The 22764-nt window shown below is 70.3% G+C and carries 21 protein-coding genes; 14 read left to right on the top strand and 7 right to left on the bottom strand.

Features of this window, described 5'->3' with window-relative positions; translation table 11 throughout:
• Nucleotides 1–5 precede the first annotated feature (5 nt).
• Together BLT25_RS28220 and BLT25_RS28215 are read left to right on the top strand one after the other, a co-directional pair.
• Entirely contained in the window at nucleotides 6–1187 is a 1182-nt protein-coding gene (locus BLT25_RS28220; RefSeq protein WP_143033895.1) for a hypothetical protein, read from the top strand.
• Between the two features lie 66 nt (nucleotides 1188–1253).
• Complete coding sequence (locus BLT25_RS28215) at nucleotides 1254–1475, top strand: hypothetical protein (protein ID WP_143033894.1); 222 nt, start codon at nucleotides 1254–1256, stop codon at nucleotides 1473–1475.
• A gap of 31 nt (nucleotides 1476–1506) precedes the next feature.
• On the opposite strand, the gene corA is transcribed toward BLT25_RS28215, so the two are convergent.
• A complete protein-coding gene (corA, locus tag BLT25_RS28210) occupies nucleotides 1507–2487 on the bottom strand; it encodes a magnesium/cobalt transporter CorA (protein WP_091052972.1) in 981 nt (326 codons plus the stop codon).
• A gap of 56 nt (nucleotides 2488–2543) precedes the next feature.
• Between corA and BLT25_RS28205 the strand changes: the two genes are divergently transcribed.
• From BLT25_RS28205 to mshC, 4 genes are read left to right on the top strand one after another with little or no spacing between them, the layout of a single operon-like run.
• On the top strand, nucleotides 2544–3281 hold the full coding sequence (locus BLT25_RS28205; protein WP_091052971.1) for a histidine phosphatase family protein: 738 nt from the start codon (nucleotides 2544–2546) through the stop codon (nucleotides 3279–3281).
• A 2-nt stretch (nucleotides 3282–3283) separates the two neighbouring features.
• Nucleotides 3284–3883, top strand: a complete 600-nt coding sequence (locus BLT25_RS28200; RefSeq protein WP_091052969.1) for a DUF3090 domain-containing protein — start codon at nucleotides 3284–3286, stop codon at nucleotides 3881–3883.
• 3 nt (nucleotides 3884–3886) lie between these two features.
• Nucleotides 3887–4660: an SCO1664 family protein gene (locus tag BLT25_RS28195; RefSeq protein ID WP_091052968.1), complete on the top strand. Its 774-nt coding sequence runs from the start codon at nucleotides 3887–3889 to the stop codon at nucleotides 4658–4660.
• Between the two features lie 32 nt (nucleotides 4661–4692).
• The gene (mshC, locus tag BLT25_RS28190) at nucleotides 4693–5925 is read left to right on the top strand and encodes a cysteine--1-D-myo-inosityl 2-amino-2-deoxy-alpha-D-glucopyranoside ligase (RefSeq protein WP_091052966.1); all 1233 of its coding nucleotides are present in this window, start codon (nucleotides 4693–4695) and stop codon (nucleotides 5923–5925) included.
• A 94-nt stretch (nucleotides 5926–6019) separates the two neighbouring features.
• On the opposite strand, the gene BLT25_RS28185 is transcribed toward mshC, so the two are convergent.
• Entirely contained in the window at nucleotides 6020–6868 is an 849-nt protein-coding gene (locus tag BLT25_RS28185) for a PAC2 family protein (RefSeq protein ID WP_091052965.1), read from the bottom strand.
• Between the two features lie 247 nt (nucleotides 6869–7115).
• On the opposite strand from BLT25_RS28185, the gene metH reads away from it, so the two are divergent.
• Nucleotides 7116–10772, top strand: coding sequence for a methionine synthase (metH, locus tag BLT25_RS28180; RefSeq protein ID WP_371113359.1), 3657 nt, complete (start codon nucleotides 7116–7118; stop codon nucleotides 10770–10772).
• On the opposite strand, the gene BLT25_RS28175 is transcribed toward metH, so the two are convergent.
• The gene (locus BLT25_RS28175; RefSeq protein WP_091052963.1) at nucleotides 10754–10981 is read right to left on the bottom strand and encodes a DUF2798 domain-containing protein; all 228 of its coding nucleotides are present in this window, start codon (nucleotides 10979–10981) and stop codon (nucleotides 10754–10756) included. The genes metH and BLT25_RS28175 overlap by 19 nt on opposite strands.
• Nucleotides 10982–11223: 242 nt before the next feature.
• On the opposite strand from BLT25_RS28175, the gene BLT25_RS28170 reads away from it, so the two are divergent.
• A complete protein-coding gene (locus BLT25_RS28170) occupies nucleotides 11224–11637 on the top strand; it encodes a TIGR03668 family PPOX class F420-dependent oxidoreductase (RefSeq protein WP_091052962.1) in 414 nt (137 codons plus the stop codon).
• Here BLT25_RS28170 and BLT25_RS28165 read toward each other — a convergent pair.
• Nucleotides 11550–12314 (bottom strand): hypothetical protein, encoded by a 765-nt coding sequence (locus BLT25_RS28165; protein ID WP_091052960.1) that lies wholly within the window; start codon nucleotides 12312–12314, stop codon nucleotides 11550–11552. The genes BLT25_RS28170 and BLT25_RS28165 overlap by 88 nt on opposite strands.
• 15 nt (nucleotides 12315–12329) lie before the next feature.
• Complete coding sequence (locus tag BLT25_RS28160; RefSeq protein WP_091052958.1) at nucleotides 12330–13256, bottom strand: hypothetical protein; 927 nt, start codon at nucleotides 13254–13256, stop codon at nucleotides 12330–12332.
• Nucleotides 13257–13386: 130 nt separating this feature from the next.
• Between BLT25_RS28160 and BLT25_RS28155 the strand changes: the two genes are divergently transcribed.
• The gene (locus tag BLT25_RS28155; protein ID WP_218131513.1) at nucleotides 13387–14649 is read left to right on the top strand and encodes a PucR family transcriptional regulator; all 1263 of its coding nucleotides are present in this window, start codon (nucleotides 13387–13389) and stop codon (nucleotides 14647–14649) included.
• Here BLT25_RS28155 and BLT25_RS28150 read toward each other — a convergent pair.
• Nucleotides 14618–15268 carry a DUF1345 domain-containing protein gene (locus BLT25_RS28150; RefSeq protein WP_091052954.1) on the bottom strand — a complete coding sequence of 217 codons (651 nt, stop codon included), beginning with the start codon at nucleotides 15266–15268 and terminating at the stop codon, nucleotides 14618–14620. The two genes, BLT25_RS28155 and BLT25_RS28150, sit on opposite strands and share 32 nt — an antisense overlap.
• A gap of 153 nt (nucleotides 15269–15421) precedes the next feature.
• On the opposite strand from BLT25_RS28150, the gene BLT25_RS28145 reads away from it, so the two are divergent.
• Genes BLT25_RS28145 through fdhD form a run of 4 tightly spaced genes read left to right on the top strand, consistent with a single transcriptional unit; the run spans nucleotide 15422 to nucleotide 19030 of the window.
• On the top strand, nucleotides 15422–15925 hold the full coding sequence (locus tag BLT25_RS28145; protein WP_091052952.1) for a CBS domain-containing protein: 504 nt from the start codon (nucleotides 15422–15424) through the stop codon (nucleotides 15923–15925).
• 28 nt (nucleotides 15926–15953) lie between these two features.
• Nucleotides 15954–16922: a Dyp-type peroxidase gene (locus BLT25_RS28140; protein ID WP_091052951.1), complete on the top strand. Its 969-nt coding sequence runs from the start codon at nucleotides 15954–15956 to the stop codon at nucleotides 16920–16922.
• A 21-nt stretch (nucleotides 16923–16943) separates the two neighbouring features.
• Nucleotides 16944–18206: an MFS transporter gene (locus BLT25_RS28135; RefSeq protein WP_091053047.1), complete on the top strand. Its 1263-nt coding sequence runs from the start codon at nucleotides 16944–16946 to the stop codon at nucleotides 18204–18206.
• On the top strand, nucleotides 18194–19030 hold the full coding sequence (gene fdhD, locus BLT25_RS28130) for a formate dehydrogenase accessory sulfurtransferase FdhD (protein WP_091052949.1): 837 nt from the start codon (nucleotides 18194–18196) through the stop codon (nucleotides 19028–19030). Before BLT25_RS28135 ends, fdhD begins: the two co-directional genes overlap by 13 nt.
• Nucleotides 19031–19069: 39 nt before the next feature.
• Here the strand turns inward: fdhD and BLT25_RS28125 are convergent, their stop codons facing one another.
• Entirely contained in the window at nucleotides 19070–21367 is a 2298-nt protein-coding gene (locus BLT25_RS28125; protein ID WP_091052948.1) for an FdhF/YdeP family oxidoreductase, read from the bottom strand.
• A 216-nt stretch (nucleotides 21368–21583) separates the two neighbouring features.
• Here BLT25_RS28125 and BLT25_RS28120 point away from each other — a divergent pair, with 216 nt between their 5' ends.
• The gene (locus BLT25_RS28120; RefSeq protein WP_091052946.1) at nucleotides 21584–22747 is read left to right on the top strand and encodes an acyl-CoA dehydrogenase family protein; all 1164 of its coding nucleotides are present in this window, start codon (nucleotides 21584–21586) and stop codon (nucleotides 22745–22747) included.
• The last annotated feature ends 17 nt before the right edge of the window (nucleotides 22748–22764 follow it).

The following is a 22764-nucleotide window of genomic DNA, read 5'->3' as shown; positions in this document are numbered from 1 at the left end:
TGCGCGTGTCCGCCAAGGCCGCCGTGGTCGGCGTCGTGGTCGCGGTCGGCCTCGTCTCGGGATGCTCCGGCGAGGCGGTCGACGCCGGTGGCGCCCCCGGTGCCATCACCCATCGCGCCGTCGCCGCGGTCGCGCTCGAGCACCTGCCGACAGACACCTCCAGCCGCGCTGCGTCCTACACGGACGAGTCGACACCTCCCGAGCAGGTCTCGGTCGACCTCCGCTACGGCGCCGACGGTGAGTACGACGGTGACCTGGTGAGCGTCGCCGTCTCGGCTCAGCGGCCCGAGGACGACGCCTGCCGAAGCGAGCTCGGACAGCACTGCGTCGACCTGCCGACCGACGTGAAGAGCGCCGAGATGCAGCTGCGCTGGACCGAGGAGGAACCCGAGGAGGACCCCGGTGGTGTCGGGGTCGTGCTGGTGCGCGAAGGCGGCGAGACCGCCTCGATCGGCTACTCCGGCCCCACGATCACCGGAGACCCGCGCAAGCTCGAGATGCCGATCAGCGTCGAGAAGCTGGTCGCCGTCGTCGAGGACCCGAGGCTCCGCTACCAGGCGACCTCCTCGACCCTCGCCCTCGGTGAGGAGCTGGACGACTGGAAGGGTGGCGAGCCCGACCCCGACGCGTACGAGCGGGTCCGCAACACCGACCACGGCATCGCCCAGGCCTATGTCGGTGGCCGCGGGGGCTATGGCTACTACCGGGGTGTGATCCGGTCCCCGCTGCGCGAGCGGTTCGGGCCCGAGGCCATCGGCGGGCGACTGCTGCAGCGCTCCTCACCCGACTTCACCGGTATGCCGGATGCCGACATCGACGTCCTCGCCGCGCCGTCCCCGCCTGCGTGGATGACCCGCGAACCCTGCTCGGCGCCGACGCTTCGCAGGCACTGTGTCACCACGAAGGGCAAGCGCGGCCCGCTGGTCTTCGCCTGGCAGCCCGCCACGGCCGAGGACGCTGGCTGGGCCTGGATGATCTCGGTGCGCGAGGATGAGGTGGTCGCGGTTCGCTACCGTGGTCCGCGGATGCCGGCCGCCTACGACGACGCCGCGATGCTCACCGAGTGGTACCAGGGGGAGCAGCTCGACGCGCAGGGTGGGGAGGCCGAGTCGGACTTCGCCGACGACCTGTCCCTGTGGTGCGACCGGGAGCATCTCGAGGCACGCCCGGTCAAGCAGCTCGACTAGAGCTCCGATGATCAACAGTTGGGCGAGTGGGTGTCACCCTCGCTCAAACGTGAAATGCTGGCAGCAATGAGCAGCACTCAGCACCGCGTAGCGTGGCTCGAAGCGAAAGCCGAGAAGTACGTCGAAGACGCACAGGTCTTCACGGACGCGAGGAGCAGCGACCTCCAGGTCGGCGGACTCACCGGCGAGCAGTGGGCAACGGTGTACAAGGCCGTGGCCCACGAGCTCCGCGAGTGCGCACGCGAGGCTGCGGAGCTGCGAGCGCGAAGCTGGTGGCGCAGAGGCTAGCGACCGAGATCTCCAGGGCTGCCTCAGAGCGTCAGAACCAGCCGGACTTCCGGAAGAAGATCCACAGGCCGGCCATCACCGAGGCCATCAGGATCAGCGCGAACGGGTAGCCGAAGGTCCAGTCCAGCTCGGGCATGTGGGTGAAGTTCATCCCGTAGACGCCGGCGATCAGGGTGGGCACCACGACCATCGCCGCACCGGCGGAGATCTTGCGCATGTCCTCGTTCTGCTGCAGCGAGATCTGGGCCAGGTGGGCTTCGAACGCGGAGGAGAGCAGGGTGTCGAGGTTCTCCACGGTCTCCGCGATCGAGGAGAGATGGTCGAGCACGTCGCGGAAGTAGGGGCGCAGGTCGGGGTCGATCGCCCCCTCGCCGTTGGCGAAGCGGCGCACCGGCTCCCGCAGCGGCATCACGGCCCGGCGTACCTCGGCCAGCTCCCGCTTGAGGCGGTAGATCCGGGCGGAGTCCCGGGTGCGCTCGTTGGAGAAGACCGAGGTCTCGACCTCGTCGACGTCCTCGGTGAGGCCGTCCATGACGCGTACGTAGCCGTCGACGATGTAGTCGACCACGGCGTAGACGGCCGAGTAGCTGCCCTCGGTGAGCAGCTGCTCCTCGCTGGTCTCCAGCAGCTCGCGGGCCGGCGCGAGACGTGAGCCTCGACCGTGGCGGACCGTGATGACGTAGTCGGGGCCGATGAAGAACGCGACCTCACCGGTCTCGACGGCGTCCTCGGCGTCCACGTACCAGAGCGTCTTGACGACCAGGAACATCCCGCCCTCGTAGCGCTCCAGCTTGGGCCGCTGGTGAGCGGTGAGCGCGTCCTCGACGGCGAGCGGATGCAGCCCGAAGGCCTCGGCGACCTCGTCGAGCTCGTACTGGCTGGGCTGGTAGAGCCCGAGCCAGACGAAGTCGCCCTCGTCCTTCGCGCCGCTTCGCAGCGTGGCGTAGTCGTGGGGCGCGCAGTCGGTCTGCTCACGCGCCCCGGCGCGGTAGAGAGCGCTGTCGACGATCACTCCGTCAGGTTAGGGCATGAGGAGGCGTTCACACGGGATGGATAGGGTCGCCAACCGTGGCGACGATGATCCTGGTGAGACACGGCCGTACGACGGCGAACGCATCCGGCACCCTGGCCGGCCGGCTTCCCGGGGTGAGGCTGGACGAACGCGGCCTGGAGCAGGCGAGCCGAGCGGCCGAGCGGATCGCGCCGGTCCCGCTCGCGCTGGCGGTCACCAGCCCGATGGAGCGCTGCCAGCAGACGCTGTCGACGATCCTGGAGGGTCGCGCCGAGCAGCCCACCGTCGTCGTCGAGGACGGCGTCTCCGAGTGCGACTACGGCGAGTGGCAGGGGGAGAAGATCACCACGCTGGCGCGGCGCAAGCTGTGGAAGACGGTGCAGACCCAGCCCTCCGCGGTCACCTTCCCCGGCGGCGAGTCGATGGCGGCGATGCAGGCCCGGGGAGTCGAGGCCGTACGCCGCCACGATGCCGCCGTCACGGCCGCGCACGGGGACGCTGCGGTCTGGCTGTGCGTGAGCCACGGCGACCTGATCAAGTCGATCCTGGCCGACGCGCTCGGGATGCACCTGGACCTCTTCCAGCGGCTGCACGTCGACCCGGCCTCGATCTCGGTGGTCCGCTACGGCGAAGGACGTCCCTCGGTCCTGGCGACGAACACGCACGCCGGCGACCTGTCCTGGCTGGCGCCGAAGCAGGCCGCGAAGAAGGGGCGCAAGTCGCCGCGACGCCGCAGCGACGACGCCGTCGTGGGCGGTGGCTCGGGTCCTGAGGCTGGTCTGGATAAGGTTTGACCATGCCTGTGATGCACGCCTTCGACCCGCCCGAGCGATTCGTCGTCGGCACCGTCGGTGAGCCCGGGGCGCGTACGTTCTTCCTCCAGGCGCGCGAGGGAGCGCGGGTCGTCTCCGTGGCCCTGGAGAAGCAGCAGGTCACGGTGCTCGCCGAGCGGCTCGACGAGCTCCTCGACGAGGTGATGAAGTCGGCGCCCGCCGTGGTGCCGGCGATCGCTCCCTACGACCTCGACGACAACGGCCCGCTGGAGCAGCCGATCGAGGAGGAGTTCCGGGCGGGCACGATGACCCTGGCCTGGGACCCCGACGAGGACATGGTCGTCCTCGAGGTCTTCCCGATCAGCGAGGTCGAGGTGATCGCCGAGGTCGACGAGTCCGGCCGGCTGGTCGACGAGGACGCCGAGATCGAGCTGGAGGAGGCCGAGCCCGACGAGGTGCTCCTGGTGCGGATCGCCCCGCGCAACGCCCGTGCCTTCGTCAAGCGGGCCGAGGCGGTGCTGGGCGCCGGACGCCCCAACTGCCCGTTCTGCGGCAGCCCGATCGACCCCGAGGGACACCTGTGTGTGCGGGCGAACGGGTTCAAGCGGCGTGACCCGGTCTGATCCATGTCGGTGACCGAGTCGCTCATCGGGTCCGACGACGAGCTGGTGCTCGTCGGGCGGCTGACCACGGCCTCGAACGCGACGTTCCTGGCGACCATCGGCGGCACCGAGGTCGTCTACAAGCCGATCGCGGGGGAGCGGCCGCTGTGGGACTTCCCCGACGGGCGGCTGGCGCACCGCGAGGTCGCCGCCTACGTCGTCTCCGAGGCCCTAGGCTGGTCCGTGGTGCCCGAGACCTGGCTGCGTGAGGGCCCGCACGGCCTCGGGATGGTGCAGCGCTGGGTCAGCGCCGACGAGTCCGTCGAGCCGGTGACGATCGTGCCCGCGGGGGAGATTCCCTCGGGGTTCCTGCACGTCTTCGACGGGTACGACGGGCTCGACCGGCCGGTCTCGCTCGCCCACGAGGACACGCCGGCACTTCGGCGGATGGCCGTCTTCGACGCCCTCACGAACAACGCGGATCGCAAGGGTGGCCACGTGCTGCCGGTCTCCGGCGGGCACCGCTACGGCTGTGACCACGGGCTGACCTTCCACGACGAGCCGAAGCTGCGCACCATCTTGTGGGGGTGGCAGGGGCTGGGCTTCTCCGACGAGGAGCTCGCCGGGATCCGGACGGTGGCCGCGGGGCTCTCCGGTGCCTTGGGGCGGGGGCTGACCGCGTACCTCTCGGGTCGGGATCTCGAGGCGCTCGGTCTGCGGTGCGAGGAGCTGCTCGCGGAGGGTGCCTTCCCCGAGCCCGAGTACGACCGCCATGTCATCCCGTGGCCGCCGTTCTGAGACGGATGGGGTCTTCCAAGTAGGCTGCACCCATGCGCGCATGGTCTGCACCCGAAGTCCCAGAACTGTCCGTCGCAGGGCCCGAGGTGCGGCTCTATGACCATCAGCGGGACGCGGTCGTCCCGACGTCGGGAACTGGTCGCCGTTCGCTGTACGTGTGTGGCATCACGCCCTACGACGCGACCCACATGGGCCACGCCAACACCTACGTCGCCTTCGACCTGCTCCACCGGGCCTGGCTCAACGCCGGCTACGAGGTCGGCTACACCCAGAACGTCACCGACGTCGACGACCCGCTGCTCGAGCGGGCCGACAAGGTCGGGATCGAGTGGGAGGCGCTCGCCGAGCGCGAGACCGAGCTCTTCCGCCAGGACATGGAGGCGCTGCGGGTCGTGCCGCCGCAGCACTACATCGGCGCGGTCGAGTCGATCCCGCTGGTGCTCTCGCTGATCGGCGAGCTCGAGGAGGCCGGCGCGATCTACAAGGTCGACGACGACGTCTACGCCTCGGTGGCCGTCGACGACGCGTTCGGCGAGGAGTCGCGCCTGGGGCGCGAGGAGATGATCGAGCTCTTCGGTGAGCGGGGCGGTGACCCCGAGCGGGCCGGCAAGAAGGACCCGCTCGACCCGCTGCTCTGGCTCGCCGAGCGTCCGGGCGAGCCGTCCTGGCCCTCGCCCTACGGTCCGGGCCGCCCCGGCTGGCACGTCGAGTGCACCGCGATCGCCCTGGAGCACCTCGGCGCCGGGTTCACCGTCCAGGCCGGCGGCTCCGACCTGGTCTTCCCGCACCACGAGATGTCCGGCTCCCACGCGCGGTCGGCCGGCAAGGACTTCGCCGAGATCTACACCCACGGCGGGATGGTGGCCTACGACGGCCACAAGATGTCCAAGTCGCGCGGCAACCTGGTCTTCGTCTCCGCCCTGCGCAACTCCGAGATCGACCCGATGGCGATCCGGCTGGTGCTGCTCGGCCACCACTACCGTGACGACTGGGAGTGGACCGACGCCAAGCTCTTCGACGCCGTCGACAAGATCGCCGAGTGGCGCAAAGCCGTCGCCCTCGGGCGCGGCGCCCCTGCCGCTCCGGTCGTCGAGACCGTCCTCGGTGCTCTCGCCGAGGACCTCGACGCGCCACGCGCGGTCCAGGCCGTCGACGCCTGGGTCGCCGCCACCCTCGGCGCGGGCGGTCTCGCCGAGACCTCCGACGCTCTTGCGGGCGAGACCATCACCCGGCTCGTCGACGCCGCGCTGGGCATCAAGCTCTAGCCGAGACGTCACCCGGGTCGGTCGAGGCGTCACGTACGTCGGCCGAGATGTCATCGTTGTGACATCTCGGCCGACGGGGGTGACGCCTCGGCTGTTATGAGTCGTCGGTGCGGCGCTTGAGGTAGCGCTCGAACTCCCGGGCGATCGCGTCTCCGCTGGCCTCGGGGAGGTCGGCGGTGTCGCGGGCCTCCTCGAGGGAGCGTACGTAGTCGGAGACGTCCTCGTCCTCCTCGGCGAGGTCGTTGACGCCGCGCTCCCAGGCTCGGGCGTCCTCGGGGAGGTCGCCGAGGGGGATGGAGCACTGCAGAAGGTCCTCGAGCTTGTTGACGATGGCGAGGGTGGCCTTGGGACAGGGCGGGGCGGCGACGTAGTGGGGGACCGCGGCCCAGTAGGAGACCGCGGGGATGTCGGACTGGATGCAGGCCTCCTGGAGCACGCCGACGATGCCGGTCGGCCCCTCGTAGGACGGCGAGTCGAGCTTGAGGCGGTCGACGAGGTCGGGCTCGGTGGCGGTGCCGGAGACCGGTATCGGCCGGGTGTGCGGAGCGTCGGCGAGAAGCGCGCCGAGGGTCACCACGAGCTGGCCGCCGAGCTCGTCGACGCACTCCAGGATCTCGCCGACGAACTGCTTCCAGCGCATGTTGGGCTCGATCCCGCGCACCAGGATGATGTCGCGGTCCAGGTCGGGCGGGGAGCAGACGGCGATCTGGGTGGTGGGCCAGGTGATGGAACGGAAGCCGTTCTCGTCGGTGCTGGTGACAGGCCGGTTGACCTGGTAGTCGTAGAAGTCCTCGGGATCGATCTCGGCCACCACCCGCGCGTGCCAGACGTCCATCAGATGGTCAACCGTGCCGGAGGCGGCGTCGGCCGCGTCGTTCCAGCCCTCGAACGCGGCGATCACCACAGGATCGACCAGGTCGCGGGTCTCTTCGATCTCGATCACACCTCCACCCTAGTCACCGGGACCAGGGAGGCGGCGTCGTTCACGCTGCGTACACCTTCTCAATTCCCACCTGGTGGACTCCCGGTGTCAGGATTCGGAATGAAATGGCATAGCCCGCGCACCTACGCCGTAGCGTGTTTCAGGCAAAGCCGTGCACACCACCGTGCCCGCCCGGGAGAGGAAAGCAAGAGTGAGTCTGCGCCCTGATGTCACCGAGACCCTGACCGCCACCTTGAAGGAGCGGATCATGGTGCTCGACGGTGCGATGGGCACTGCGATCCAACGTGACCGTCCCGATGAGGCCGGCTATCGCGGCGAGCGGTTCAAGGACTGGCACTCCGACCTGATCGGCAACAACGACCTGCTCAACCTGACCCAGCCGCAGATCATCGAGGGCATCCACCGCGAGTATCTCGAGGCCGGTGCCGACATCATCGAGACCAACACGTTCAACGCCAACGCGGTCTCGCTGATCGACTACGACCTGGTCGACCTCGCCTACGAGATCAACTTCGAGGCCGCGCGCCTGGCTCGTGAGGCGGCGGACATCTACTCGACCCCCGAGAAGCCGCGCTACGTCGCCGGCGCGCTCGGCCCGACGACGCGTACGGCCTCGATCAGCCCGGACGTGAACGACCCCGGCGCCCGCAACGTCACCTACGAGCAGCTCCGCGACGCCTACGCCGAGGCGACCCGCGCGCTCCTCGAGGGCGGCTCGGACCTGATCTTCATCGAGACCATCTTCGACACCCTCAACGCCAAGGCGGCGATCTTCGCCGTCCAGCAGGTCTTCGAGGAGTACGGCCGCCGCTGGCCGGTCGTGATCTCCGGCACGATCACCGACGCCAGCGGCCGCACCCTGTCGGGGCAGGTCACCGAGGCGTTCTGGGATTCCGTACGTCACGCCGACCCGCTCCTGGTGGGCCTCAACTGCGCGCTCGGCGCCCAGGAGATGCGCCCCTACATCGCCGAGCTCGCCCGCGTCGCGGACGCCTTCGTCTCCTGCTACCCCAACGCGGGGCTGCCGAACGCCTTCGGCGAGTACGACGAGGGGCCCTCCGACACCGCGGGCCACGTCCACGAGTTCGCCACCGCAGGGTTCGTGAACCTGGTCGGCGGCTGCTGCGGCACCACGCCGGCCCACATCGCCGAGATCGCCAAGCAGGTCGAGGGGGTCGCGCCCCGCGACGTCCCCGAGGTCGAGCCCGCGCTGCGCCTGTCCGGCCTGGAGCCGTTCACCGTGACCGAGGAGAGCCTCTTCGTCAACGTGGGGGAGCGGACCAACATCACCGGGTCGGCGAAGTTCCGCAACCTGATCAAGGCCGGCGACTTCGACACCGCGCTGTCCGTGGCCGCGCAGCAGGTCGAGAACGGCGCCCAGGTCATCGACGTCAACATGGACGAGGGCATGATCGACGGGGTCGCGGCGATGACCCGGTTCCTGACGCTGGTCGCCTCCGAGCCCGACATCTCCCGGGTCCCGATCATGATCGACTCCTCCAAGTGGGAGGTCATCGAGGCCGGCCTCAAGCTCGTCCAGGGCAAGCCGATCGTCAACTCGATCTCGCTCAAGGAGGGCGTGGAGTCCTTCGTCGCGCACGCCGAGCTGTGCAAGCGCTACGGTGCCGCCGCGGTCGTGATGGCCTTCGACGAGGACGGCCAGGCCGACTCCTACGAGCGCCGGATCGCGGTGTGCGAGCGGGCCTATCGGATCCTCGTCGACGAGGTCGGCTTCGAGCCCGACGACATCATCTTCGACCCCAACGTGTTCGCCGTCGCGACCGGGATCGAGGAGCACGCGGCGTACGGCGTGGACTTCATCGAGGCCGTTCGCTGGATCAAGCAGAACCTCCCCGGGGCGAAGGTCTCCGGCGGCATCTCCAACGTGAGCTTCTCGTTCCGGGGCAACAACCCGGTGCGCGAGGCGATCCACGCGGTCTTCCTCTACCACGCGATCGAGGCGGGCCTGGACATGGGCATCGTCAACGCCGGCGCCCTGGTGCCCTACTCCGAGGTCGACCCGGAGCTGCGGGACCGGATCGAGGACGTCGTGCTCAACCGGCGTGCCGACGCCGCAGAGCGGCTGCTGGAGATCGCCTCGAAGTTCAACAAGGACTCACCCGAGGCGGAGGCCAAGGCCGAGGCCTGGCGCGAGCTGCCGGTCGGCGAGCGGATCACCCACGCGCTGGTCAAGGGCCTGGACGCCTACGTCGAGTCCGACACCGAGGAGCTCCGCGCCGAGATCTCGGCTCGCGGTGGCCGCCCGATCGAGGTCATCGAGGGGCCGCTGATGGACGGCATGAACGTCGTCGGTGACCTGTTCGGCGCCGGCAAGATGTTCCTGCCGCAGGTCGTCAAGAGCGCTCGGGTGATGAAGAAGGCGGTCGCCTATCTGATCCCGTTCATCGAGGCCGAGAAGCGGCCGGGCGACGCCGAGACCAAGAACGGCACCATCGTGATGGCCACCGTCAAGGGCGACGTCCACGACATCGGCAAGAACATCGTCGGTGTGGTGCTGCAGTGCAACAACTACGAGGTGATCGACCTCGGTGTGATGGTGCCTGCGCAGAAGATCCTCGACGCCGCGAAGGAGCACGACGCCGACATCATCGGCCTCTCCGGCCTGATCACGCCCTCGCTGGACGAGATGGTGGGCTTCGCAGGAGAGATGCAGCGCGTCGGGCTCGACCTGCCGCTGCTCATCGGCGGCGCCACGACGTCGCGAGCCCACACCGCGGTCAAGATCGACAAGGCCTACGACGGGCCTGTCGTCTGGGTCAAGGACGCCTCCCGCTCGGTGCCGACCGCGGCAGCCCTGCTCGACGCGGGGCGTCGCGAGAAGCTGATGGCCGAGGTCAAGACCGACTACGACTCGCTCCGCGAGCGCCACGCCGAGCGGCGTGAGCGGGTGTCCCTGACGTACGTCCAGGCGAAGGCCAACAAGCCCGAGATCGACTTCACGAAGGCCCCGGCGGAGCCGGCGCAGCCCGGCGCGCACACGCTGCTGGACTATCCGATCTCCGAGCTGCGCGACTACATCGACTGGCAGCCGTTCTTCAACGCCTGGGAGATGAAGGGCCGCTTCCCCGACATCCTCAACAACCCGGCCACCGGCGAGGCCGCGCGCAAGCTCTACGACGACGCGCAGGAGATGCTCGACAAGATCATCGAGGAGAAGTGGATCGAGGCGCGCGGCGTCTACGGCCTCTTCCCGGCCAACTCGACCGGTGAGGACGTGGTCGTCTATGCCGACGACTCGCGCACCGAGGAGCGGGCGACTCTGTTCCAGCTGCGTCAGCAGGGCCAGCACCGCGACGGCATCTCCAACAAGTCGATGGCCGACTTCGTCGCGCCGGTCGGCGAGGGGGCCGACCACGTCGGCGCCTTCGCGGTGACCGCAGGAATCGGGCTCCCTGAGCGGGTCACGGCGTTCAAGGACGATCTCGACGACTACTCCGCGATCATGGTGGAGGCGCTCGCCGACCGCCTCGCCGAGGCGTTCGCGGAGCGGCTCCACCAGCGCGTACGCACCGAGTTCTGGGGCTACGCCGCTGAAGAGGGCGGTAACGGCCAGCTCTCCAACGAGGACCTGATCGCCGAGAAGTACGCCGGCATCCGCCCCGCCCCGGGCTACCCGGCCTGCCCCGACCACACCGAGAAGCAGACCATCTGGTCGCTGCTCGACGTCGAGGAGCAGACCGGAATCGAGCTCACCGAGTCGATGGCGATGTGGCCGGGTGCCTCGGTCTCGGGCCTCTACTACGGCCACCCCGACTCGCAGTACTTCGTCGTCGGCCGCATCGGCCAGGACCAGGTCGCCGACTACGCCCACCGCAAGGGCTGGACGATGGCCGAGGCCGAGCGCTGGCTCTCGCCCAACCTGGGCTACGACCCGGAGGACTGAGTCAGCCGGATCGCGACCTTCATCGCCGCCGGTCGGAAGAGCATCGTGAGCACGAATGCGATGGGCCAGGCGGTGATGAAGGCGAGCGGCCACTGTGTCAGCCAGGCGATGGTCGGGCCCATCGCGATGAGCGACATGATGCCCGACATCGTCAGGGCCATCAGGAAGGTCATCACGACCTGGATGAGAAGTCCGGTGCGCTTGTCCATGGATCGTCCGATCATGTTCGAGAACGGCGGCTGCGCCGACGACTGAGGTCCCGGTGCGCCACCCGTTCGGTTCGGTGATGGCGCCGTGGGCCCGCACCCGTAGGGCGCGACGTCGTCTCGGGGACACCGAGGGCTGGACTAACCGAACCAGCCTGTCTCTTTCCGGCCGGACCAGGGTAGGGGAGGAGAGGGCCTGTTCGCCTGTGGGGCCGGTGGCGATGTTCGTCACATAGGCTCGCAGGGTGCGGCGCGAGGAGCAGTGGGCCAGGGAACGGTTCGCCGATGCCCGGGTGGCCCGCCTGGCCACGGTCTCGGCCGACGCCGCGCCACGGATCGTGCCGATCGTGTTCGCGGTCGCGGGCGACGTACTGGTCACGGCCGTCGACCACAAGCCCAAGTCGACCACGCGACTGCGGCGGCTCGAGGACATCGCCGCCAACCCCCGGGTCGCGGTGCTGGTGGACCGCTACGACGACGACTGGGATCAGCTGTGGTGGGCGCGGGCCGACGGCGTGGCGAGCGTGCACGAGACCTACGACCTGGCGCCGCTGGTCGCGAAGTACGCCGACTATCGCGAGCGGCCGCCGGCCGGTCCGGTGATCGCCGTGGAGGTCACCCGCTGGTCGGGCTGGTCGAGCCAGCCCGGCGGCACCTGACCGACGCTGACCAGGTTCCAGAAGGCCGTACGCCGCGTCAGTATCGTGACGAGGTGGTAGCCGTCCGGGTGCCGGACGAGCACGCCTGCGACCGGCTCGGCCGCCGGGTCCAGGCGCAGCGGGACGACGTGGGCCCAGGTCTCGGTGGCCGGATACCAGTAGGCCCCGACGCTCGCGCCGTCCCAGGAGGCCAAGGCGGCGTCGGCCTCGGCGACCGCCGGCCGGAGCCGGGCCAGGACCTGCTCGGGGGCCATGCCCGCGCGGTCGGCGTGGTCGTAGGCGATGTGGAGCGCGCCGACCGAGGTGATCGTCGCCGTCGGGTCGAGGGCCGGGGGCTCCCACCCCGACAGCACCGTCCGGCAGCGCTGGCAGTCGTCGTCGCGGCTCCAGTCGACGAACTCGACGTCGTCGACCGCCAGGTCCTCGCCGCGGCTGGTGACCAGCACGATCCGCAGCCCCTCAGGATCGCGCAACGGCAGCGGGTTGTGCTCGAGCCCGTCGCGGAAGTGCAGCAGCCCGAAGGTCTCGTTCACCCCGACCCGGTGGACAACGGCACCGCCCAGGCCCTGCAGCCGTGCCTTGGGCGACTCGCGCCGGACCAGGGCCGGATCGACCAGGTCGGCGAGCCACTCGACCAGCTCGTCGTCGAGGAGGCGTTCGGCCTCAGCCTCCAGCACGCGGTCTCTCCGCCATCAACGCGACGGCCGCCGGAACGGTCGCAGGATCTCCCCGCTGGGAGAGGGACCGCGCGAGCGCATCGCGGGGTGGGCCGGGGGCTGCGGCGGGGCGGCCCCGGCCCAGGGGCTGCGTACGTCCAGGACGGTGGCCCACTGCGACGCGGTCGGGCGGAGTCCGGGAGGAGCGGCGGCCTGGTCCATCAGCCGGGTGAGCGGACCGACCAGGATGCCGGCCTCGCCGGCGAAGGTCAGGTCAGGCCGGTGGCCGGGGGCGGCGTTGCGGTCGCCGGTGAGCACCCGGGCGATCGTGAGGGCCAGCTTGAAGCGGTCGCTGTCGGCGGTCGGCGGCAGTCCGGCGTTGCTGGGGTCCTCCCAGCCGCGGGTGTCGGCGGGCGGCAGCACACCGTCCTCGCCGGCCGGCCGGATCCCGTCACAGTCGAGCAGCATCACCCGGGGGATCGGCGAGACCGACCAGGCGATGTTGCGCGGCGAGAGGTCGCCGAGGACCAGCCCCTGCCGGTGCAGCGCGTCCATCACGGCGGCCAGCGCCCGCATCAGCAGCACCCGCTCGTAGATCCCGGGACTCCGTACGTCACCGCTGTCCACGAGCAGACCCAGCTCCGCAAGGGCGGTGGTGGGGCCGAAGCCGGCAAGGAACGGGTCGTGGACCCGTTGCATCAGGAAGCCGGCGGTGCGCAGCCCGTCGAGCACGACCGTGTGCGGCCAGGCGGCGAAGTGGTCCACCTGGAGGCCCTCGCTCTCGACGAATCCGCGGATCCGCACCAGCTCCGCCAGGGCACGGCCGTCCACGAGGCCGCGCTCTCGCGTGCGGTAGAGCTTCGCGACCGTCCCGGGGTGGTCGGCCAGCTCGATGATGCGGCCCTGCGAGCCCTGGGCGAGATGGCGTCCCAGGGTCAGGTCGCTGAGCTGGATTTCGTTCACGGAACCTCCGGCCCCAGTCGTAGGTAGGCAGATCGTACGTGGCTGGGCGATCCCGTGCCGAGTCGACGGCTCATCTGGTGGCACCCTGCTGATGACAGGATGGTCCCGGGACCGGCGAAGGAGAGAGCGTGTGACACGACAGGACGGGCGAGCGCGGCTCGCGGCCTGGGCGGAGCAGAACATCGCCCGGCTCGCCGACGAGGCGTGCGCCCAGGTCGCCGACCGGATCGCGACCTACTACCGCGACCGGGAGAGCGGGCTGGTCTCGCTCGACGAGCTGCGGCAGTCCTTCGCCCACAACCTCCGCTCGGTGGTCGCCGCGATCGGTGACCCGCACGCCCAGCTCGATCTGGAGGCATCCGACCGCACCGGCCGGCGCCGGGCGAAGCAGGGGGTGCCGCTCCCGGAGGTGCTGCGGGCCTACCGGATCTGCTTCGCCGCACTCTGGGACGCCCTCGTCGAGCACGTGCAGGGCAGCCGCCAGCCGGCGCTGACCGATGCCCTGATCGACACCGCCGGCGTCATCTGGCGCTTCACCGACGAGCACGCCGTCGTCCTGACCGAGGCCTACCGGGCGACCACTGCCGAGTTGATGCTCGCCGAGCAGCGACGACGCTCAGCGGTCGTCGAGGCGGTCCTCACCGGGCGTCCCGGTCCCGAGTCGGGTCCCTGGGAGGCGGCGGCCCTGCTCGGCTTCCCGGCCGACGCGCTGCTGATCGTGGTCGCCGCCGAGACCAACGGGCTCGCCAAGGAGAGCCTGGTCAACGTCGAGCAGCGCCTCGCCGAGCAGGGCTTCGTCTCCGGATGGCGGCTGACACCGGCACAGCAGCTCGGCATCGTCTCGTTCCCCGAGGAGCGGGAGGAGGAGGTCCTGGAGACGCTGCGCGGCTTCGCGGACGCTCGCGCCGGGGTGAGCCCGCCCTACGCCTCGCTCCCGGAGACACCGCGCGCGCTGCGCCTGGCGCGAGCCGCGCTGGCCGGGCTGGAGCCGGGCACCGCGGGGCTGCGGGCCTTCGACCACAGTCCGCTGGCCGCGTTGGTGGTCTACGAGCCCGCCGAGGGCCGCCGGCTCGCGGAGAACGTGTTGGGGGAGGTGCTGCGGCAGCCGTCGGAGGACCGTGAGCTCCTGCTCGAGACCCTCGACATGTACCTGGAGCAGTCCGGCTCCGCCGAGCGCGCCGCCACCCTGCTCTACTGCCACCCCAACACGGTCCGCAACCGGCTGCGCCGGATCCAGGAGCTGACCGGCCGGTCCCTGGCCGAGCCGATGGACGTGGCCGAGCTGGCGACGGCCGCCTACGCCCTGCGGGTCGCCTCGGCGACCGAGCTGTGGGCGACCCACGCGCGGAAACGGCCGGGCGTCAGCCCGCTGCGATCCCGGCCACCAGGTTGATCGTGCTCGCCAGCACCACCGCACCGAAGACGTAGGAGAGCAGGGTGTGCCTCAGCACGACGGAGCGGATCCGGGAGCTGTTCACCGAGGTGTCGGAGACCTGGTAGGTCATCCCGAGGTTGTAGCTGAAGTAGAAGAAGTCCCGGTAGGCAGGCCTGTCGTCGGAGTTGAAGTCGATCCCGCCCGCGTCGTCGGCGTAGTAGAGGTGCGCGTAGCGCGCGGCGTACATCAGGTGCAGGCTCGCCCAGGCCAGGAAGACGCCGACGAGCGCGACCGCCGCGGCGAGGCGCCCCTGGGCGGAGTGGCCGACGACGAGGAGCATCACGATCCCGAGCAGCCCGCACAGCGAGATGGCGACCACGATGAGCTCCTCGGTCGCGGGCCGGAAGTCCTCGCGGCGGGTGTTGGCGCGGGTCGTGCCGGCATCGAGCGGCCACAGCGCGATCCAGCCGGAGGCGACGAACGCCGCGTGGAGGACCGCCACCCCGAGAAGGGTGCCGATCTGGGCGTCGACCAGGAGTACGCCGGCCGCGGTCGTCACCGCTCCGGCCAGCAGCGAGCCGGCCAGCCGCACCCCGGCGGCCGAGGGGAGAGGAGTGTGCGAACTCGTCCGACTCACGCCTGCAGGCTACCCGTCGTCGCCGGTCACAGTGGTCGGTGTGCGTGCGGACAGCGACCGCGGGTGAGCGGCGACGAGGACGGGGCGCGCGGCGTACCGTGGTGTCCACCAGGACCAGCAGTGCGAACGAGAACGCGAACGAGAAGAGGACAGGTGCCCCTCAGCAGGATCGAGGAGTCGACCACCCGCAACCAGGGTGGGGTCGAGTTCGGCGGCGGGCGGCTCGCGTACGCGCCCGGCGAGGCGACCGTGGCAGACGCCATGGTCCGCAGGCCGAAGCTGCTCCCGGCCACGGCGACCGGTCGCGACGTACGTGAGCTCTTCCTCGACGACCACGTCCATGCCGCGCTGGTGACCGACGGCGACAGGCTCCTGACCGTCATCGAGCGGCAGGACCTCACCGAGGTGGGCGACGACGACCCGGTGACGGCGCTCGGGACCCTGTCGGGCCGGACGGTCGGTTCGGGGGCGGACCTGTGGTCGACCTGGACATGGATGACAGCTGTCGACGTCCGCCGGCTCGCGGTGGTCGACGACGGCGGCTGCGTCGGACTCCTCTGCCTCAAGCGCAGCGGTCGCGGCTTCTGCTGCGACGCCGGCGTCCGGGCGCGGGCCCTGGAGCGGGACGGCCGCCGCGGCTGCACCCCTCAGGCATGACCGAGATGCGAGCAGGCAGGAGACCCACGTGACGCCGCAGGACCGGGCACAGGACGTACTGGCACCACCCGCGAAGGCGGCCATCTTCCTCACCGTGACGGTCAGGGAGGGCAAGGAGCAGGAGGCCCGCGACGCGCTCGCGGACGTGGCCTCGGTCACCCGCGCGATCGGCTTCCGTATCCCCGAGGCGGCGCTCAGCTGCGTGGTCGGCATCGGGGCGGAAGCCTGGGACCGGTTGTACGCCGCCCCGCGCCCGGACGGGCTGCACCCGTTCCGGCCGCTGACGGGGGAGAAGCACGTGGCCGTGGCCACGCCCGGCGACCTGCTCTTCCACCTACGTGCCGGCCGGCCCGATCTCTGCTTCGAGCTGGGCCGCCAGCTGATGGTGCTCTTCGACGGGCTCGTCGACTGCGTCGACGAGGTCCACGGCTTCCGCTACTGGGACGAGCGTGACCTGCTCGGCTTCGTCGACGGCACCGAGAGCCCCACGGCGGCGGCCGAGTCCGGTCCGGCGGCGCTGGTCGGCTACGGCGAGACCGACCCCGACGAGAGATACGCAGGGGCCAGCTACGTCATCGTCCAGAAGTACCTCCACGACCTGGACGCCTGGGAGAAGCTCTCGGTCGAGGAGCAGGAGCTGGTCGTCGGCCGCAAGAAGCTCAGCGACATCGAGCTGGCCGACTCGGTCAAGCCCGACGACTCCCACGTCGCGCTCAACACCATCACCGATCCCGACGGCACCGAACGCGCGATCGTGCGCGACAACATGCCGTTCGGCTCGGTGGGCGCGGGGGAGTTCGGGACGTACTTCATCGGCTACGCCGCCGACTCGGGCGTGACCGAGGAGATGCTGCGCAACATGTTCCTGGGACGCACGCCCGGCCGGCACGACCGGATCCTCGACTTCTCCACGGCCGTCACCGGATGCCTCTTCTTCGTCCCGCCGGCGGCGTTCCTCGAGGATCCCGAGCCCTTCCTCGCCCGCACCCGGGCCTGAGCGGATGATGACGTGGCCGCGATGAGTGCGATCGGGGGAGTGCCGCAGGCGATCACGGCGTCGCCGGGGGCGCGCACCGACCGCGCCCTGGTCGCGGCGGCGCTGGTGGCTGCGGGCTGGGGTGCCAACCAGTTCACCCCGCTGTCGGTGGTCTACCGGCTCGAGGCGGGCTGGTCGACGATGTCGGTCGTCGAGGTGTTCACCGTCTACCTCGCCGGTCTGGTCCCGGCCCTTCTCCTCGGCTGCCGGACGGCCGACAGGTTCGGCCACCGCCGGGTCGTACGCATCGCCCTGGCCATCACCGCCGCCGGGAGCCTCGCGCTCGCGCTCGCCGAGGTGTCCGGCGAGATCGTCGTCGCGAGCCGGCTGGCGACCGGGGTCGCGGCCGGGCTGATCGTCTCGGCCGGCGCCGCGTGGCTGCGCGCGCTCTCGCCAGGCTCGGACCGCGGTGCCCGCGTCGCGGTGTACGCCACCGGCGCCGGCTTCGCCCTCGGGCCGCTGCTCGCGGGGACCCTCGCCGCCTGGCTCCCGGCTTCGTCCGTGGTGCCGTGCCTGGTGCACGGCGCCTTCGCGTTGCTGGTGCTCGCGCTGACGGCCCGGATCCCGGAGATGTGCTCGATACCCGGGCCACCGCCCGCCGCTCCGGTGAGCGACCGCTGGTCCGCCATCACCCATCCGCGGTTCGTCGGGATCGTGCTGCCCGCCAGCCCCGCGATCTTCGCGGCGGTCACGGTCTCCTATGTCGTCCTCCCGCCGTTCGTGCTCGACCGGGTCCGCGACCACGCGCCGCTGTTCAGCGGCCTGGTCGCGGCGGTCACGTTGCTGGTCGGGCTGGCGGTGCAGCCGCTGGCGGCGAAGATCGACCGTCCCGGTAGCGCCCGGGCGACCCTCGTCGCGATGGGCACCGTCGTGGTCGGGCTCCTGCTCGGTGCCCTGGCCAGCGAGGAGGTCTCACCGCTCCTGGTCCTGGCCGCGGCCGTCTTCCTCGGCGCCGGCTACGGCCTGACCCTGGAATCGGGTCTGGCCGAGATCGGGCGCCTCGCCCCGCCCGGCGCGCTGCCGACGGTGTCGGCTCTGTTCCAGGGTGTGGCCCACAGCGGCTTCCTTGCGCCACTGCTGCTGGCGGTCATGGCGAGGTCCGCCTCCTATCCTGAACTCCTGGCAGGCCTGGCCCTGATCGGCTTCATCCTGCTCGTCGGCGCAGCCGTGCACGCCGCCAGGCACGCCCACCATGACCCCTCACGACCCGACCCCACACCACAGGAGCTGACATGGGAAGAGTGACAGTTGGACGGCCCGTGCTGCGGGTACGCGACGGCGTCATCTCGCGGCGGCCGGACAAGCTGGCCGCCGAGGAGCCGATGGAGATCAGGGTCAACGGCCGGCCGCTGACCGTCACGATGCGCACGCCCGGCGGTGACTTCGACCTGGCCGTCGGCTTCCTGGTGAGCGAGGGGGTCGTGCACTCGGCCGACGACGTCGCCAGCGTCCGCTACTGCGCCGGCGCCACCGCCGACGGTGGCAACACCTACAACGTGGTCGACGTCGGCCTGGCCGCACACGTACCCCCGCCCGACGCGTCCCTGGAGCGCAGCTTCTACACGACCTCCTCGTGCGGACTGTGCGGGAAGGCGTCCCTCGAGGCGGTGCGTACGTCCTCGGCCTGGTCGGTCGCGGAGGACTCCCTGCGGGTCACGCCCGAGCTCCTCACCGTCCTCCCGGAGCGGCTGAGGGAGGCGCAGCGAGTCTTCGACAGCACCGGCGGCCTGCACGCGGCCGGGCTCTTCGACGCCGAGGGCAACCTGCTCTGCGTACGCGAGGACGTCGGCCGCCACAACGCGGTCGACAAGGTGATCGGGCACGCGCTGCGCGAGAGCATGGTGCCGCTGCGTAACAGCATGCTGATGGTGAGCGGGCGCGCCTCCTTCGAGCTCGTCCAGAAGGCCGTGATGGCCGGCATCCCGCTGCTCGCCGCCGTCTCGGCCCCCTCCTCGCTCGCCGTCGACCTTGCCGACGACAACGGCCTGACCCTGGTCGGCTTCCTGCGCGGCTCCTCGATGAACATCTACGCAGGCACCGACCGGATCGAGCCCGTTCCCGTCGGCTGAGCGCGTCGGCTCCGGCGGCTCGACCAACAGGGCCGGGCGTCAGCCCGCGGGAGTCACCCTCACCTTCACGTTCTTCATCAGCGGCTGGTCGCTCTGCACGCTGTAGTCGCTGGCCCCGATCAGCACGTTCATCTCCGGCATGTAGCCGGCGGCGCTGCCGCGTGGGAGGTCGTAGCGAAGGGCACGGTAGCCACGGAGCGACCGGACGCTGCCGTCCTTGGCGGTGGCGACGATGTCGACCAGCGAGCCCTCCTCGATGCCCCGCGAGCGCATGTCGTCCTCGTGCATGAGGATCAACGTACGCAGGTTCTTGATGCCCCGGTAGCGGTCGTCGTCGGAGTAGATCGTGGTGTTCCACTGGTCGTGGGAGCGCATCGTCTGCAGCACGAGGACGTCGTCGTCGGCCGGGATCACGTTGGGCAGCGGCACAGCAGAGAACTCCGCCCGGCCCGAGGCCGTGTGGAAGACCAGCTCGCGGGCGGGCTGCTTGAGCCGGAACCCGAGCGGGAGGCGTACCCGGCGGTTGAAGTCCTCGAAGCCGATCAGGGCCTTGGCCATCACGTCGCGGATCCGGTCGTAGTCCTCGATCCACGACTCCCAGGGGATGGTGCTCGAGGGCAGGGTCGCCCGCGCCATCCCGGCGATGATCGCGGGCTCGGAGAGCAGGTGGGGTGAGGCCGGCCGCTTCATCCCGCGGGAGAGGTGGACCTCGCTCATCGAGTCCTCCACGGAGGTCTCCTGGAGGCCACCGGCCTGGTGGTCCTTCTCGGTGCGGCCCAGGCAGGGGAGAATGAGCGCCTTGCGGCCGTGGACGAGGTGGCTCCGGTTGAGCTTGGTGCTCACCTGGACGGTCAGGTCGCAGTTGCGCAGGCCGCTGGAGGTGTAGACAGTGTCGGGAGCGGCCATGACGAAGTTGCCGCCCATGCCGACGAAGACCTTCACCTGACCCGTGTTCATCGCCTTCGTCACCCCCACGGTGTCGAGGCCGCGCTCCCGGGGCGGCTCGATGCCGCAGACCTCGCCGAGCCGGTCGAGGAACGCGGCGGACGGCTTGTGGTCGATGCCGCAGGTGCGGTTGCCCTGGACGTTGCTGTGGCCGCGTACGGGGGAGGGGCCGGCGCCCTCGCGGCCGAGGTTGCCGCGCAGGAGGAGGACGTTGACGATCTCGCGCACCGTGTCGACGCCGTGCTCGTGCTGGGTCACGCCGAGGCACCAGCTGATCAGCGTACGGTCGGAGGCGGAGTAGACCGCGGCGGCCTTGCGGATGTCGGCCTCGCTGAGCCCGGCCTGGCGGGTGAGCTCGGTCCAGGAGGTCGACTCGACCAGGGACCGGTAGGCCTCGAAACCCGAGGTGTAGCGCTCGATGAACTCGATGTCGAGCGCCTTCGGGTCGGTGCGGTGCTCCTCCAGGAGCGCCTTGGCCATGCCGCGCAGGAGAGCCAGGTCGCCGCCCGGCCTGACCTGCAGGTTGAGGGTGCTGGTGCGGGTGGCCTTGAAGAGCGCCATGTCGACGAACTCGTGCGGGATGATCGCCTTGCGGGCGGCCGCCTCGACCAGCGGGTTGATGTGCACGATCTGGGCGCCGCGGTCGTAGGCCTCGGTCAGCGCGGTGAGCATCCGGGGCGCGTTGGAGGCGGCGTTGACGCCCAGGACGAAGAGTGCCTCGGCGGTCTCCCAGTCCTTGAGGTCGGCGGTGCCCTTTCCGGTCCCGAGCGCGGCGGTGAGAGCGCGCCCGGAGGCCTCGTGGCACATGTTGGAGCAGTCGGGCAGGTTGTTGGTGCCGAACTCGCGCGCCCACAGCTGGTAGAGGAACGTGGCCTCGTTGCCGAGCCGCCCCGAGGTGTAGAAGGCCGCCTCGTCGGGACCGTCGAGAGTTCGCAGCGTCTCGCCGACCAGCCTGAACGCGTCCGCCCACGAGATCGGTACGTAGCGGTCGGTCGCCTCGTCGTAGACCATCGGCTCGGTCAGCCGGCCCTGGTCCTCGAGCTCGAAGTCGGACCAGGTCTCGAGCTCCGAGACCGTGTGGGCGGCAAAGAAGTCGCGGTCCACGCGCTTGCCCGTCATCTCCCAGACGACGTGCTTCATCCCGTTCTCGCACAGGTCGAGCTTGAGGCCCTTGAGGTCGTCGGGCCAGGCGCAGCCGGGGCAGTCGAACCCGTCGTTCTCGTGGTTCATCTTGAACATCGCCCTGGTCCCCGAGGCGATGGCGTGCTCGCGGGAGAGCACCTTCATGACCGAGGTCGCCGCGCCCCAGCCGGCCGCCGGATGGTGGTAGTCCCGCTGCTTCCACTCACCCGTGGGCACGGGCCCTTCGCCGGAGGTGTCCTGGTCGACCATCTCGCGCTCCTGTGCATGTCGTGACCGCTCGGCGGGCCGGCCGGCCCGCCTCGCTGTCGACGCTAACCGCGCGATCGCCCCTTCGCGAGCGGCAACGGGCCTGGGCGAGCGATCGTGTCGGCGCGGACAGCCTCGGCGGTGAGCGGGGACAAGACCGACTCTTGACACAGTTTTAAAATCTAATACGATTTAAAAAACGGCAGATCGGAGTAGCTCATGAGCGGTGCCTTCCCCACGGATCGCAACCTGTACGACGAGGACCACGAGGCGTTCCGGGAGACCGCCCGGGCGTTCGTCGAGAAGCACGCGGCCCCCAACGCGGAACGCTGGGCGAAGGAGGGCAAGGTCGACCGCTGGCTCTTCACCGAAGCCGCCAAGGCGGGCGTGCTCGGCTTCAACATCCCGGAGGAGTACGGCGGGGGAGGCACCCGAGACTTCCGCTTCAACGCGATCTTCGGCGAGGAGCTCGCCCGGCACCCGGTCTCCGACGGCCTCGCCGGCGTCGGTCTCTCCAACGACATCGTGATCCCCTACTTCACCGACCTGACGAACGACGAGCAGAAGCAGCGCTGGCTGCCCGGCATCGCGGCCGGCGAGCTGATCGTGGCGGTCGCGATGACCGAGCCGGGCACCGGCTCGGACCTCGCCGGCATCCGCACCAGCGCGGTCCGCGACGGCGACGACTACGTCGTCAACGGCTCCAAGGTCTTCATCTCCAACGGGCAGAACGCCGACCTGGTCGTCACGGCCGTACGCACCGGCGAGGACAAGCACAAGGGCATCAGCCTCCTGGTGATCGAGGCCGACATGCCCGGCTTCAAACGCGGCCGCAACCTGGAGAAGGTCGGCCTGCACGCGCAGGACACCAGCGAGCTCTTCTTCGAGGACGTACGCGTCCCGGCGGCCAACCTGCTCGGCGAGGAGGGCAGCGGGTTCCTCGGCCTGATGAAGAACCTGCCCCAGGAGCGGATCTCGATCGCCGCCAACGCGGTCGCCGCCTCCGAGGGCGTCCTCGAGCGCACCCTGACCTACGTCAAGGAGCGCCAGGCCTTCGGCAAGCCGATCGGCTCCTTCCAGAACACCCGGTTCGAGCTGGCCGACATGGTCACCGCCGTCCGGGTCAGCCGCTCCTACATCGACGACCTCCTCGCCCGGCACTCGCGCGGCGAGCTGAGCGCCGTCGACGCGGCCGCCGCGAAGTTCTGGACGACCGAGCAGTACGTCTCGGTCGTCGGCCGCTGCGTCCAGCTGCACGGCGGCTACGGCTACATGCTCGAGTACCGCATCGCGCAGGACTACCTCGACTCCCGCATCACCACCATCTACGGCGGCACGACCGAGATCATGAAAGAGATCGTCGGCCGCGACCTCGGTCTCTGAGACCGTCCTCCACCCAT

The sequence above is a fragment of the Nocardioides sp. YR527 genome, from assembly GCF_900101045.1.
Lineage (GTDB): Bacteria > Actinomycetota > Actinomycetes > Propionibacteriales > Nocardioidaceae > Nocardioides.
Note: the sequence above shows the minus strand (reverse complement) of the source record. Positions and strands in the feature narration are given on the sequence as shown.